Annotated in this window: 15 protein-coding genes; 2 read left to right on the forward strand and 13 right to left on the reverse strand. The window is 62.8% G+C overall.

Annotated features, from left to right (window positions below; translation table 11 throughout):
• Positions 1-81: 81 nt before the first annotated feature.
• The 5 genes from KRX12_RS03550 to rpsB form a co-directional block, all read right to left on the reverse strand.
• The gene (locus tag KRX12_RS03550; RefSeq protein WP_370625131.1) at positions 82-1002 is read right to left on the reverse strand and encodes a phosphatidate cytidylyltransferase; all 921 of its coding nucleotides are present in this window, start codon (positions 1000-1002) and stop codon (positions 82-84) included.
• Positions 1003-1173: 171 nt separating this feature from the next.
• A complete protein-coding gene (gene frr, locus KRX12_RS03555) occupies positions 1174-1731 on the reverse strand; it encodes a ribosome recycling factor (protein WP_218363670.1) in 558 nt (185 codons plus the stop codon).
• A gap of 146 nt (positions 1732-1877) precedes the next feature.
• Entirely contained in the window at positions 1878-2603 is a 726-nt protein-coding gene (gene pyrH, locus KRX12_RS03560) for a UMP kinase (protein WP_192796087.1), read from the reverse strand.
• Between the two features lie 180 nt (positions 2604-2783).
• Positions 2784-3617, reverse strand: a complete 834-nt coding sequence (tsf, locus tag KRX12_RS03565) for a translation elongation factor Ts (protein ID WP_151528531.1) — start codon at positions 3615-3617, stop codon at positions 2784-2786.
• A 264-nt stretch (positions 3618-3881) separates the two neighbouring features.
• Positions 3882-4715 carry a 30S ribosomal protein S2 gene (gene rpsB / locus KRX12_RS03570; RefSeq protein ID WP_151528530.1) on the reverse strand — a complete coding sequence of 278 codons (834 nt, stop codon included), beginning with the start codon at positions 4713-4715 and terminating at the stop codon, positions 3882-3884.
• Positions 4716-5106: 391 nt separating this feature from the next.
• Between rpsB and KRX12_RS03575 the strand changes: the two genes are divergently transcribed.
• On the forward strand, positions 5107-5592 hold the full coding sequence (locus tag KRX12_RS03575; protein ID WP_218365765.1) for a murein hydrolase activator EnvC: 486 nt from the start codon (positions 5107-5109) through the stop codon (positions 5590-5592).
• On the opposite strand, the gene KRX12_RS03580 is transcribed toward KRX12_RS03575, so the two are convergent.
• The 8 genes from KRX12_RS03580 to rplS form a co-directional block, all read right to left on the reverse strand.
• Positions 5593-6474, reverse strand: coding sequence for a tyrosine recombinase XerC (locus KRX12_RS03580; protein ID WP_218365766.1), 882 nt, complete (start codon positions 6472-6474; stop codon positions 5593-5595). It abuts the gene before it with no gap.
• A 192-nt stretch (positions 6475-6666) separates the two neighbouring features.
• The gene (gene dprA / locus KRX12_RS03585) at positions 6667-7857 is read right to left on the reverse strand and encodes a DNA-processing protein DprA (RefSeq protein WP_218363459.1); all 1191 of its coding nucleotides are present in this window, start codon (positions 7855-7857) and stop codon (positions 6667-6669) included.
• Positions 7854-9380 carry a YifB family Mg chelatase-like AAA ATPase gene (locus KRX12_RS03590; protein ID WP_218365767.1) on the reverse strand — a complete coding sequence of 509 codons (1527 nt, stop codon included), beginning with the start codon at positions 9378-9380 and terminating at the stop codon, positions 7854-7856. Before KRX12_RS03590 ends, dprA begins: the two co-directional genes overlap by 4 nt.
• On the reverse strand, positions 9367-9786 hold the full coding sequence (locus KRX12_RS03595) for a YraN family protein (RefSeq protein ID WP_218365768.1): 420 nt from the start codon (positions 9784-9786) through the stop codon (positions 9367-9369). Before KRX12_RS03595 ends, KRX12_RS03590 begins: the two co-directional genes overlap by 14 nt.
• Positions 9787-9998: 212 nt before the next feature.
• Positions 9999-10304 carry a DUF2469 domain-containing protein gene (locus KRX12_RS03600; protein ID WP_151528524.1) on the reverse strand — a complete coding sequence of 102 codons (306 nt, stop codon included), beginning with the start codon at positions 10302-10304 and terminating at the stop codon, positions 9999-10001.
• Positions 10301-10942 carry a ribonuclease HII gene (locus KRX12_RS03605; RefSeq protein WP_218365769.1) on the reverse strand — a complete coding sequence of 214 codons (642 nt, stop codon included), beginning with the start codon at positions 10940-10942 and terminating at the stop codon, positions 10301-10303. The genes KRX12_RS03600 and KRX12_RS03605 overlap by 4 nt, the downstream gene beginning before the upstream one ends.
• A gap of 19 nt (positions 10943-10961) precedes the next feature.
• Positions 10962-11885, reverse strand: a complete 924-nt coding sequence (gene lepB / locus KRX12_RS03610; RefSeq protein WP_255550063.1) for a signal peptidase I — start codon at positions 11883-11885, stop codon at positions 10962-10964.
• Positions 11886-12084: 199 nt separating this feature from the next.
• The gene (rplS, locus tag KRX12_RS03615; RefSeq protein ID WP_018019112.1) at positions 12085-12426 is read right to left on the reverse strand and encodes a 50S ribosomal protein L19; all 342 of its coding nucleotides are present in this window, start codon (positions 12424-12426) and stop codon (positions 12085-12087) included.
• A 229-nt stretch (positions 12427-12655) separates the two neighbouring features.
• On the opposite strand from rplS, the gene KRX12_RS03620 reads away from it, so the two are divergent.
• The gene (locus tag KRX12_RS03620; RefSeq protein WP_218363463.1) at positions 12656-13573 is read left to right on the forward strand and encodes a DUF1648 domain-containing protein; all 918 of its coding nucleotides are present in this window, start codon (positions 12656-12658) and stop codon (positions 13571-13573) included.
• Positions 13574-13580 lie beyond the last annotated feature (7 nt).

Here is a 13580-nt window from a genome sequence, read left to right on the forward strand (position 1 = left end):
CACCGATTTATGTTCACCTGCATCGACGGCCATCACACACGCGCGCAGCAGCCACGCAGCGGTGGTGTGTGCGCTTCGGTATTAGACCACTGCGGCTTCTACCGCGACGGTGGAGAGCACCAGCCATGTCACCATGGCTGCAGGCAGCATGCCGTCGAGGCGATCCATCAGTCCCCCATGACCGGGCAGAAGCGTAGACATGTCCTTGATGCCGAGTTCGCGTTTGAATTGGGATTCGACGAGATCACCAAGCGTTGCGCAGATAACGAGCCCGAAGCCTAGGAGAATGCCGGCCCAGATCGAACCGGAGAGCAGCAGGGTGACGCAGAGGGCACCGGTGATCGTGCCGAGGACGATCGAGCCGGCGAAGCCTTCCCAGGACTTCTTGGGGCTCACCGCCGGCGCCATGGGATGCGAGCCGAAGAATACGCCGGCGGCGAAACCACCGACATCGGAGGCGACCACGCACAGCATGAAGGTGACCACGTACCACTTGGGGTCCGCCGGCCCATCGTTGAGTCTGGAGATGAGCGCGGCGAAGGTGCCGAACATGGGGATCCAGGTGAGCACGAAGATGCCCATGCTCATATCCCGGAGATAGTTCTGGGGGGCGGTGCTGCGGCCACGGTGAAAAAGCCGGCCAAACATCAGCGCGAGCACCGTGGTGACATAGGCGGCGGCCATCCCGTCAACCCCGAAGGGCCAGGACAGCCAGACCATCCCTTGGCCACCGATGATCAGCACCCAGTGCGGGACCACATAGCCGTGCTCGCGGAGGCGGTGCACCACTTCCCAGGTTCCGCCGGCGACGGCGAGCGCCACGAGTGGATACCAGCCATAAGGGATGAGGAAGATGCAGGCGAGCACGAGGGCACCGAGGCCCACTCCCACACCGATGGCGGTTTTGAGGTCACGGCCCGCCTTGTTTTTCGGCTTCGGCAGGTGCTCCCCGCTGAGACCAAGGGGATTTTTGATCAGCTCGCCCCGGTTCTTCTCTTCCACTGCCCCTCCAAAGTGTGCAGTTAACGCGCTGAGCGCCACGCACTACCCGCCGGTAGGGCCGCAACGCTCAACAGGAGGACACACCGGCGCTGCACTGGCCTCTTAGCGTGGCGGCGACTCGGCGATAAAGCGCTTCGGGGTGCCCTCAGGATTGTCCTGCGAGGTGAAGGCCTAAACCTCCATCAGCTCGCTTTCCTTGCGCTCGACGTGCTCGTCCACCTTGGCCACGTGCTTCTGGGTGATCTTATCCAGCTGCTGCTCCGCGGATTTCACTTCATCCTCGCCGGCGTCGCCATCTTTTTGAATCTTCTTCAGGTGCTGGTTGCCATCGCGGCGGATATTGCGGATGGCGATCTTGGCGTCCTCGCCCTTGGATTTAGCCAACTTCACCATGTCGCGGCGGCGCTCCTCGGTCAGCTGCGGAATGGTCACGCGCAGCACCTGGCCGTCGTTGGTGGGGTTTACGCCCAGATCGGAGTTGCGGATGGCGTTTTCGATCTCGCTCATCAGGCTCTGCTCATAGGGCTTGATCAGCAGCATGCGCGGCTCCGGAACGGAAATGGTAGCCATCTGGGTAATGGGGGTCATCGCCCCGTAATACTCGGCCATCACGCCGTTGAACATTGCGGGGTTCGCACGACCGGTGCGGATAGTGGTGAGGTCCTCGCGGACATACTCCACAGATTGCTCCATACGGCCTTCGGCGTCGAAGAGGATCTCGTCGATCATCTCACTCATGGTGTAGTTCTCACTTCTCTATATGTGGGTGCGCGGACGTCCGCGCGGTAGGCGTTCACTAGAGCGAGCAACAGACCGACCCCAGCGCCGCGGCAGCTGAGGCGGTCTGCTACTCACAGGTTCATCGTCCCAATCTATCAGGATTGGACGAGAGTTCCGATGGACTCGCCCTTGATGGCGCGGGCGATATTGCCCTCCTGCAGCAGATTGAACACGAGAATCGGCATGTTGTTGTCCATACACAGGCTAAACGCGGTGGCATCGGCCACCTTCAGGCCACGCTCGATCACTTCGCGCGGGGTGATCTGAGTAAAGAGTTCGGCGTCGGGGTTGGTGCGGGGATCATCCGAGTACACTCCGTCCACGGCCTTAGCCATGAGTAGCACCTCGCAGTCGATCTCCAGGGCTCGTTGCGCGGCGGTGGTGTCGGTGGAGAAGTACGGCAGACCCATGCCGGCGCCGAAGATCACCACACGGCCCTTGTCCAGGTGGCGCTTGGCGCGCAGCGGCAGGTAGGGCTCGGCCACCTGCGCCATGTTGATGGAGGTTTGCACCCGGCAGTCGATGCCGGCGCGCTCCAGGAAGTCCTGCAGGGCGAGGCAGTTCATCACGGTGCCGAGCATGCCCATATAGTCCGAGCGGTTGCGGTCTAGGCCGCGCTGTTGCAGCTGGGCGCCACGGAAGAAGTTGCCGCCGCCGATGACCACGGCAACCTCCGCCCCCTCGCGGGCGACACTCGCGATCTGCTGCGCCACGTTTTCCACCACATCGGGATCGATGCCCACGGTGCCACCGCCGAACATTTCACCCCCGAGCTTCAGCATGACGCGCTTATATCCCTCACGAGTGGCACCCTCGGCCATAGTTGTCACCTTTCGTCGACGCGGTTGGTTCGTTTGCGTATTCTACCCGCCGCCCCAATAACATGCTCCACGCACTCGGCTTATCGACGCCACCCTCGCTCTTCCTGCTCTAAGGACAAGAAAAAACCTGCACCCCGTGGCTACGGGATGCAGGTCTACTCGGCGCTCAGCGCCTGGAGATTAAGAGGAGTGCTGGCCAACCTCGAGACGAGCGAAGCCGGTGAGCTTCACGCCTGCCTCGTCCATGACCTGCTTGACGGTCTTCTTGTTGTCAGAAACAGAAGCCTGGTCCTCCAGGACGACGTCCTTGTAGAAGCCGTTCATACGACCCTCCACGATCTTGGCGATAGCCTGCTCCGGCTTGCCCTCTTCGCGGGTGATCTTCTCCTGGGTAGCACGCTCGGACTCGACGATGTCGGCGGGGACCTCGTCGCGGTTGAGGTACTGCGCCTTCATGGCGGCAACCTGCATAGCGGCGGCGTGAGCGGCCTGCTCGGCAGCCTCGCCCTCGCCGGTATAAGCCACCAACACGCCCACTGCCGGCGGCAGGTCGGCTGCACGCTGGTGCTTGTAGACGGCGATGTTCTCGCCCTCGAGGGTGACAGCGCTGGACAGCAGCAGCTTCTCACCGATCTTGGCGGAGAGCTCCTGGATAGCCTCGCCGGCGGTGGAGCCGTCCAGCGGTGCGTTGTTGAGCTCCTCAGCGGAGTTAGCCTTCACAGCGGCAGCGGCGTCAGCCACCTTGGCTGCGAATTCCTTGAACTCGGCGTTCTTGGCCACGAAGTCGGTCTCAGAGTTGACCTCGATCATCGTGGAACCGGAGACGGCAATCAGGCCCTCGGCGGCGGTGCGCTCGGCGCGCTTGCCCACGTCCTTAGCACCCTTAATGCGCAGCAGCTCGACAGCCTTGTCGAAGTCGCCATCGGTCTCAGAAAGAGCCTTCTTGCAGTCCATCATTCCGGAGCCGGTGAGCTCGCGGAGCTTCTTAACGTCAGCGGCGCTGTAGTTCGCCATACGTGACGATCCTCCTTGGTTTTGTTGGATGTTTAGTTGTCCACAACACGTGCGTTGCGGTCCCGCAGTATTCACGGGCCATCGCCCACTAACCCTAGATGAGAGCATGCCGCTCTGCAGTGAAGTGGAGTGGGCGTCGATACGCACTGCGAATGATGTGGTGTTATTCAGGGCGAATAACACAGCCCCCACCGCACAACCAACGACAGTGAAGTTGTATCGCAGTGCGAGTGAGGGCTCTGTGTGAGTGTGAGCTCGGTGAATTTACTTCTCTTCAGCCGATGCATCGGCAGCTGCCTCAGCAGCCTCGGATGCCTCAACCTTCGGTGCAACCTCTTCGCCGGCCTCAGCCTTGGGGGCAGCGTCCTTGTCCCCAGCGGCTTCCTTGGCTGCGGCGAGCTCGCGCTCTTCGCGTGCCTGCTTACCAGCGATCACGGCCTCGGCCACGATCTTGGTAAGAACGTTGATGGAGCGGATGGCGTCATCGTTACCCGGAACCGGGAACTGGACCTCATCGGGATCGCAGTTGGTGTCCAGGATGGCAACGACCGGGATGTTGAGCTTCTTCGCCTCAGCAACGGCGATGTGCTCCTTGTTGGTGTCTACAACCCACATGGCAGAAGGGATCTTCTTCATGTCGGCGATACCGGTGAGCACGCGCTCCAGCTTCTGACGCTCACGGGTGAGCATCAGGATCTCGCGCTTGCCGCGGCCCTTGTAGCCGTCCTCGGCCTGGTCCATGGCCTGCAGTTCCTTCATGCGGTGCAGACGCTTGGACACGGTCTGGAAGTTGGTGAGCATACCGCCCAACCAGCGGTGGTTGACGTAGGGCATGCCAACGCGCTCGGCCTCGTTCTGCACAGCCTCCTGGGCCTGCTTCTTGGTACCGACGAACAGGATGCTGCCGCCGTGAGCCACAGTCTCCTTGACGAACTCGAAAGCCTCGTCAATGTAGGTCAGGGTCTGCTGCAGGTCGATGATGTAGATGCCGTTGCGCTCGGTGAAGATGAAGCGACGCATCTTCGGGTTCCAACGACGAGTCTGGTGGCCAAAGTGCACACCAGCATCGAGAAGCTCGCGCATGGTTACAACTGCCATGGGAATGCTCCTTTTCTGGGAAAATCTAGATTCGGTTAGTGTCAATTGTGCAGGTTTTTATCCTGCACCCTAGCGGCCACTTTTCGCCTCACTGCACCCCGCACCTCACGGCGTGGGGACCATGCAGCTGTGGCGGCGCCCTTTAAGGCAAGGGCACACGCGACCGCGCGTAGTCAGTAGGCCCGTCGGTGCATACGCAGCCGATGGACACACTGCTGGCTAAACATTAGCCCACGATGTGCGTGGGAGCAATTCCGTCTTTCTTTGCCGCAATCATGCGTGTGCACAGCTCAGCGGCGAAATCGTCACATGCGTACCACTATGCACAGATCGCGCCCATTCGAGAGGCGATAGAGGGAATCTCTCGGGCGAATCCCCCACCCTCGTGAACATGACTCGTTTTCTTGTTGTTCTGGCCGTGATCGCGCTGCAGGTTGTCACCGCACCGGTGGCCGTTGCCTATGTGGACCCCACTACGGGCCTAGCCCACGCCTCGCGCGTGATTCGGCCCTTTGCGAAGCCCGCCCAGAATTGGCTCCCGGGCCACCGCGGGGTAGATCTAGCTGCCGATATCGGCGCGGCAGTCCGGGCCGCCGATGAGGGCGTGGTGGCTTTCGCCGGGGTGGTGGCCCGCACCCCTACCGTCTCGATCGATCATCCAGATGGAGTGCGCACCACCTATCAGCCCGTGCACTACACGGTACGGCACGGTGATCGGGTGCACGCTGGGGAGATTATCGGCAGACTCGCCGCCCCCACCACCCACTATCCGGGACTGCAGTGGGGTGCACGCCGCGATGGCGAGTACATCAATCCTTTAAGCCTTCTCTCCCGGCCTACGATCCGGCTCAAACCCATTCGCGGGGCGGGCCCTTGATTAGTCCGCGCGCGGATGGGCGTGGCGGAAGACCTCGTGCAATCGCGCCGTGGAGACGTGGGTATAGATCTGCGTGGTCTGCAGGGAGGCGTGTCCCAGTAGTTCCTGCACTTCTCTTAAGTCCGCTCCCCCATCGAGCATGTGGGTGGCGGCGCTGTGCCTAATCTCGTGCGGACTGAGCGGCGCCAGACCGGCCTCGAGGGTGAGCGCTTCGACGACGCGCCGCACTTGGCGCTGATCGATGCGCTTGCCGCGCACGCCCACAAAGAGTGCCGTCTCCTTAGACTGGGCGAGCTGCGGGCGACCCCGCTCCAGCCACTCGCGGAGCGCGCGGCGCGCGGGCGCCCCAAAAGGCACCACCCGCTGCTTATTGCCCTTACCCGTCACCGTGGCCTTCCCCGCCGGGATATCCAGATTCTCTCTATCGAGTGCGCACAGCTCGGCCACGCGCATACCGGAGGCATAGAGCAGCTCCAGCAGCGCCCTATCGCGCAGCTGCACCGGGGTGTCGGTGGGCAAGTCGCTCAATAGCTCCTCGGCTTGGGCAACGCTGGCGACGGTAGGTAAATGACGCCCCGGTTTCGGGGTGTGGAGCTTATGGCCCACATCCGTCGAGATATAGCCAGCCTTGTAGGCCCAGGTAGAAAAGGAGCGCAGTGCGGCGGTGCGGCGGGCCATGCTTGCCCGCGAGAGTCCTTGCTCGAGCGCCTCGGCGAGCCATAGCCGCATGGTGCTGAGACTAAAGTCTGACCACGTGCGTAGTCGAGAAAGATAGCCCACAAGATCGGAGCGATAGCCACGGACGGTGGCGGGAGATCGATCACCGACATAGGAAAGGTGATCGCAGTAGTCGTCAAGAGCGACAGTGAATGCTGGAGTCATAGTATGAGAACACGCCAGCGGAGACGTCGCGACAGGAGTATTCGACGTCTCCGCTGAGCGCTGATGTTCACCCATAGTGCACAGCTTAGCTATTAGCGGGAGTCAGCCCGAACCCGCTAACTTCTAACTTAGGCTGCCCTTGTATCGTAAGTTAAGGCATACCTAATGCGCAACCCCTTGGCTAAAACTTTTTTATTTTATTTTTCCGGAAATCCTCTTTGCCCAGTTCACGCCGTCTCTATGGGCGAGTCCGCGGCGCTGCAACTCCACTAAAAGATGCACTGTCAGCGCCACACTGAGCCCAGCACTCTCCGCCACCTGGGCTGCCGTGCGGCTCTGATCGCTACGGCAAGGCAGGCTGTCATAGACCTTGAGTTCATTGCGGCTGAGTTGCTGGATCGGGTCGCTGGGAAAGTCCAGTTCGCACTGCCCATCCACATCGACCTCCCCGATCCTGCCCACCAGCCCCATGATGTCGGCCGCACTGACAACCAATTGCGCATCGCCGCGCTTGATCTTGTCATGGCAGCCAAGGGAGCCGGCCCCGGTGATGGGGCCGGGCACCGCCATGGCTACTGCCCCGAGCCCCTGTGCCCAAGCGAGTGTATTCAGCGCGCCGGAACGCCAGCCGGCTTCGACCACCACAGTGCCTGCGCTCAGCGCTGCCACCAGCCGATTGCGGGTAAGGAAGCGATGCCGCGCCGGCGGGGTCAGCGGCGGGTATTCACTCACCCAGCAGCCACCGGAGTGCACGATGCGCTCGAGCAGAGCCTTATTTTTCGCCGGATAGCAGCGCCCCGCGCCGTGGGCGCCGACGGCGACGGTGCATCCCCCAGCGTCGAGGGCCGCAGTATGAGCGGCGGTGTCTACCCCCAGCGCGGCGCCGGAAATGATGGTCCAGTGTTGCTCGGCTAACTGGCGGCTGATCTCTTCACTCGCGCGCTGCCCATAGGAGCTCATGGCGCGGGTACCGACGATCGCCACCGAGCGTGCCACCGCCGCAGAGAGATCGCCGCCGCGCACCCATAGGCCATGGGGTGCGACAGCATCGGCCGCATAGCTTCGCAGATGCTCCGAGGTGCCGGAGGCGGCAAAGCCGAAGGCGCGATCGAGTTGTTCCCGGGGCCACTCCGGATCATCGGGGCAGATAAAGCGGGTCTGCAGCTGCTCAGCCTGCCGCAGTAGTGCGTGTTCTTCACAAAAGTGTGCGCGCCGCTCGGTGCTGCGGGAAAGCTCACCCACCCACTGCTCCCCGTGACGAATGCCGGCCGCTATTTTTTCTGGGCTGTGCCCTGCTGTGAGCAGCGCGTGCAGGGGCCGAGAGGGGCCTTCGAGAACGTAGTTGAGATACACCCAGGCGTGGAGGCGTTCGGAGTTTGTCATCGCTGGAGTTTTCCTTCCTCGATGCGCAGTTCTAGGGCGCGGGCCATGTGGTCGAGGGTGGGCCGCGCGGCGGCTCCGGGACCAGTGTCGTCGAGGTCTCGGAGCGTCCACGCCAGCCGCAGGGCCTTATCCACCCCACGTTGGGAGATCTCCCCCGCACTCAAAAAGGCCCCCACATAGGCCATGGCTTCTTCATCCGCGGCATAGTGGCGTCGCAGCAGCGGCGCGGGAATCACAGCATTCGTGCACCCGTGCGGGTTCACCGAGGCCCAGCGCCGGGCCGCAATCTCCCGCGCGGCGGCGACGCGCTGGCGCACGATATCGGAATTTTCGGAATTGTTATCGCTGAGCACCCCGCCCACCCGGTGGGTGCGGGCGATCACGTCGATGCGATCGCGGATGGGGCCGGAAATATTGTTCAGATACCGGGCGCGGGCGGCACCGCTGCAGGTACACGCGGAATCGCTATCCGCCCCGCAGGCGCAGGGGTTAGCGGCAAGGACGAGCTGGAACCTGGCGGGCAGGGTGACGACCTTGTCGCTGCGGTTGAGCACCACGGCGCCATTTTCCAGCGGCAGGCGGAGACTATCCAGTACGGATGCGGCGATCGCATTTGCCTCATCGAGAAAGAGCACGCCGTTATGGCTTAAGGAGATGGCACCAAGTTTGACCTTGCCAGAGCCACCACCGATCAATCCCGCGCTACTGATGCTGTGGTGCGGGGCGATCAGCGGCGGCCGGGTGATGATGTCCTCGCAGCCGTGGGTGGAGACAGAGTGCGCCGCCGTGGTCTCAATCTGTTGGTGCCGGCTCAAGGGCGGCAGGATCGAGGGCAGCGCTGCGGCCAGCATCGATTTGCCGGAGCCGGCCGGCCCCACGAGAAAAAGGTGGTGTCCCCCAGCGGCGGCCACCTCCACGGCATGTTTCGCTTCCTTTTGGCCGGCGATATCCGCAAGATCGACCGCGGAGCGGCTCGGCTGTGCGGTGTGCTCGGTGGGGCTTATCCGCTCGAGCCCGCCGCTACCAGTGATCCAGTCATAGACCTCGCGGAGGGTATCGGCCACTAGCACCGTGGGGGCATCGATGAGTTCGGCCTCCCGTGCGTGGGCGCGGGGAATCACCACCGTTTTCACCCCTACCTCGGCGGCTGCGCGCAGCATAGGAAGGATGCCGCGGCAGGGTTTGAGCTGGCCATCGAGGCCGAGCTCGCCGAGGAACATGGTGTGTTCCAGTGGCGTGGCAGTGCGCGCTCCCAGTATCGCCATGGCGAGGGCGAGATCGCATTGGGCGCCGGACTTGCGCACATTCGCCGGTGAGAGATTCACGATAATCCGTGTCTTGGGCCATGGCAGATCGCTATTTTTCACGGCGGTGCGGATGCGGTCGCGGGCCTCGTTAATGGCCGCATCGCCCAGACCGACTATGTCTGTGCGCGGCAGGCCGGGGCCAATGTGGGCTTCCACCGTCACGCTAAAAGCCGTGACGCCATCGAGGGCAGCGGAGATCGTCTTAGCGAGCGCCATGGTCCACCCCGCTGAACAATTCCACGCCCGCGGGGCTGATGAGCACGACATCGAAGCGGATCGGGGTATAGGGTTTGCGCTCAAGCCAGCGCAGCGCCGCGCGCTGCATGCGGTGTAGTTTCCGGGCGGTCACGGCCTCCGCCCCACCGTAGTGGGTGCCGGTGCGGGTTTTGACCTCCACAAACACGATGGTGCCGTCGAGATCTTCCACGATCAGATCGATCTCGCCGCATCGGTAGCGCACGTTGCGGGCCACCACGCGGGCACCGGTGGATTCATAGAGACGTGCGGCGTGCTCTTCTCCGGTGCGGCCGATCCGCGCGTTGTGTGTGGAGGAGGCCGGGGCGGGCCGCGGCGGGCGCTGGTGTGGGTGTAAGGAGCCGTCGCTGGACGTAGCTAGTGTCATCGAATTCTGCCTTCAGGTGTCGATATCAGGGGCACAGGTCAAGGCATCGCCTCGTTGTGGCGGGGATGCGCCCCTAGTGTGATTCCCAATCGAGCACTCGGCAGAAAAAGAAGAAAGATAAGAAAAAATCTGTGGATAGCGGGGTTCGCTATCCACAGAAGGCAGTACTACTCGCGGCCGCCGAGGCTATGAGCACGGCGGCGGCTCAGCTGTTAATCGATCATCATCATCTCTGGCTTATCCAGCTCTTCGATATTGACGTCCTTGAAGGTGATGACACGCACGAAGCGCACGAAACGAGCGGAGCGGTACATATCCCATACCCACGCATCGGACATGCGCACCTCGTAGTAGACCTCGGCGCCTTCGGTGTGCGGGATCAGCTCCACGGCATTGGCGAGGTAGAAGCGGCGTTCGGTTTCCACTACATAGGAGAACTGGCTCACCACATCGCGGTATTCGCGGTAGAGGCTCAGCTCTACTTCTGCTTCGTAGTTTTCCAGCTCTTCGGCGCTCATCGCGTTTCCTTCCACGTGCTACAAGCTTCCTGAATGTTTCTGTAACTATAGCGATGAACTGGGCTGGGTCCTTTGAGGCGCACCGCATCCATGTGGAGTTTCGTGCCATAGCCCTTGTGCCCGGCCAGTCCATAGCCGGGATAGCGCTCATCGAGCTCGAGCATGAGGGTGTCTCGTTCATGCTTGGCCAATACGCTGGCCGCCGCGATGCAGCGCGCCGCGGCGTCGCCGCTGATCACGCGCAAGCTGGGCCGGGCGAGCCCGGGCACGCGGTAGCCGTCGATAAGCACAAATCCAGGGGCGATATCGAGGGCGTAGATGGCGCGCCGCATCCCGGAAATATTGGCATGTTGCAGGCCGCGGGCATCGATATCGGCGGCGGAAATGTGGATCACTGACCACGCCAGGGCGTGCTGTTTAATCAGCGGCGCTAGCCGGGCGCGGGCGGCCGGGGTGAGTTTCTTGGAATCGGTGACCTCCGCTAAGGGGCGCAGGGGCCGATCGGGGAGCACGCAGGCGGCGATGGTGATCGGGCCGGCGCAGGCTCCCCTCCCCGCTTCGTCAACGCCTGCGACTGGACCAAGGCCGGCTGCGGTGAGCTCTGCCTCGTAGGTGCGCAGGTATTTCTTTTTCCGCACGCTGCTGTGGGGCGGTGGGCTAGTCGACGCCGCCGATGCGGGACAGTGGCAGGATGATGAAGCGCACCTTGCCGATGATATTCTCCTCGGGCACCGTGCCCTGGTGCTGATCGCCGAGGTGATAGCGGGAGTCGGCCGAGTTGGTGCGGTTATCGCCCATCATGAAGTAGTGCCCCTCCGGTACCTCGACGGGGCCGAAGTAGGCGCCACCGCAGGCATCGGAGCCATTGGCGCTATCCACCGGATAGGTCGGGGGATCAAGCACATAGGAATCATCCACCTTCGTGCCGTCGACCATCACGCCGGGATCGCCTTCTTGGCAGGACACGGTCTGTCCACCGGTGGCAACGATGCGCTTGACCATGTCATTCTCATCTGGGGCGACCACGCCCACAAACGCGCCGATATTCTGCAGGCCGCGGATGAGGGTATTCGACGAGCGGGAGGACACGAAGTTCTGGTTCCACGACTCCGGGCCCTTAAACACCACCACATCGCCCTGTTCGGGCTTGGTGAAGTCATAGGTGAGCTTGTCCACCACGATGCGGTCCCCCGTGCACTCGGGGCAGCCGTGCAGGGTGGGCTCCATCGACGCCGAGGGAATGAGATACACCCGGCCCACGAAGGTCTGGAGCACGAAGACGATCACCAGAGTCACGGCGATGACGAGAGGAATCTCGATGTACCACGGCTTGCCGCCATCGTCTTCCTCATCCTCCGCGTCCTCCGCGGCAGCCGTGTCTGCCGCGGTGGTGTCCTCGGCGGCTGTGGCTGCTGCGGTGTCCTCGGCGGCTGTGGCTGCCGCGGTGGTGTCCTCGCCGTGTTGGGGCTGAGGCTGATCCGAGTGAGCGGAACTGCCGGCTGCGGCATCCTTCGACGCAGCCGGAGGCGTCGGCGAGTCGGAAGGGGTCGCGTCTAGCTCGTGATCGGGGCGCTCAGTCATAGGGATAAATACTAGCAGCCGGACGCGACAGCCCTAGCCACCGCAATCCGGCGCTGCGCAGAGCCAAAAAATGCAGTCCGCACCCGCCCCATGGCCTGCTCCGCGCTGCCTTATGCTGCGGGCACGGGGATAAAAACAGACCGGCCGCCGCCCACCACGAAGGGGGACGACGGCCGGTGTCAGAGGCGACGCGCTAGTACTAGCGGCGCTCCTTGATCTTGGCAGCCTTACCGCGCAGGTTGCGCAGGTAGTAGAGCTTCGCACGGCGGACCTTACCGCGGGTGATCACGTCGATGTGATCAATGTTCGGGGAGTGCACCGGGAAGGTACGCTCCACACCGATGCCGAAGGACACCTTGCGGACGGTGAAGGTCTCGCGGATGCCACCGCCCTGGCGACGGATCACAACGCCACGGAAGACCTGGACGCGCTGGTTGCCGCCCTCGATGATCTTCACGTGCACGTCCACGGTGTCACCGGGACGGAAAGTCGGGATATCGTCGCGCAGCGATGCTGCATCTACCTTGTCGAGAATGTTCATGAAACAATCCTTTGAATCTTGTGCTGAATAGAGGAACCTAGCGGCTTTTCCCCACGTGCCGGGGCGCTCGGCTGGTTCGTATCCGAGACAGTGACAGAAGCTGCCATCAATGAGGCAGACAACTTTCGAGATTATGCCATGCTCAGCCAGCAATAACAAATGATCGCCACGGCGTATTCTCCATGCGTGGCGCGCCCGCCAGCCCCCTTTGCTCCTATACTTCTATGGCATGAGGTCCCAGCTGCCCCGTAGACCGTTCCTGATCGCCTATCTGCTGCTGCCGCTGGCAATTATGCTGCCGGGACTGGCGTGGGTTCTGCTCGCGCTGCTGCCCGAGCTTCCCGCGACCATCGCCACGCATTGGGGCCTGACCGGCCCGCCCAATAACTTTGGTTCTCCGCTGTCGCTGATTCTTATTCTGGCGGGGCTCTTCGGCCCCCTTGCCCTGCTCTTGGGCGGACTAGCGGTACGGCGGCGGGTATGCGGCCTCGGCGGGGCGGCGGTGCTGTCCTCTGGTTTTATGCTGGCGCTGCTCCTCGATGTCCTGCTGCCCCAACGCGGTCTCGATGAGACAGAGCTCGCGACGGTGCACACGGCGTGGCTGCCGGGTGTGATCACGATGCTGCTCTCGGTGTTTCTCGCAGCGCTACTCCACGGCTGGGTGCGCCGCCAGACAATCGCGGCGCTGCACGTCGAGTCTGCGCCCCGTGTCTGGGAAGACCCCACCCGCCGCATCCCCTGGGGAACACTCCTCCTCTTGCTGCCGTCCCTGCTGCTGGTGCTCATCTCCCCCGCCACCATGATCTTCGTCCTCGGGATCATCATCACCACCGCGTATCTCGGCAGCCGCACGCGCATCGAGCTTGACGACGCCGCCCTGATCCTCCGCTCCCCCGAACTCATGGTGTTTCCCTACTCGGAGATACAGCAGGTCGAGACTATCGACCACGTCGGCTTCTGGGATTGTGGCGGCTATGGAATCAACCAGAATGGCTCCGATCTCTACGTTATCCTCGGCCCCGGCAATGCGGTGCGCGTGCAGCTGCAGCAGCAGCGCGCGACCATCGTGGTACCCGAGGGGCAGGCCGCAGAGATCGCCGCGGAGATCAACGCTCGGCTGAGCGAAACGAGCAACGCGAGCGACTAGAGCGCGT

The sequence above is a fragment of the Corynebacterium sp. TAE3-ERU2 genome, assembly GCF_019209955.1.
GTDB classification, from domain to species: Bacteria; Actinomycetota; Actinomycetes; order Mycobacteriales; family Mycobacteriaceae; genus Corynebacterium; species Corynebacterium megadyptis.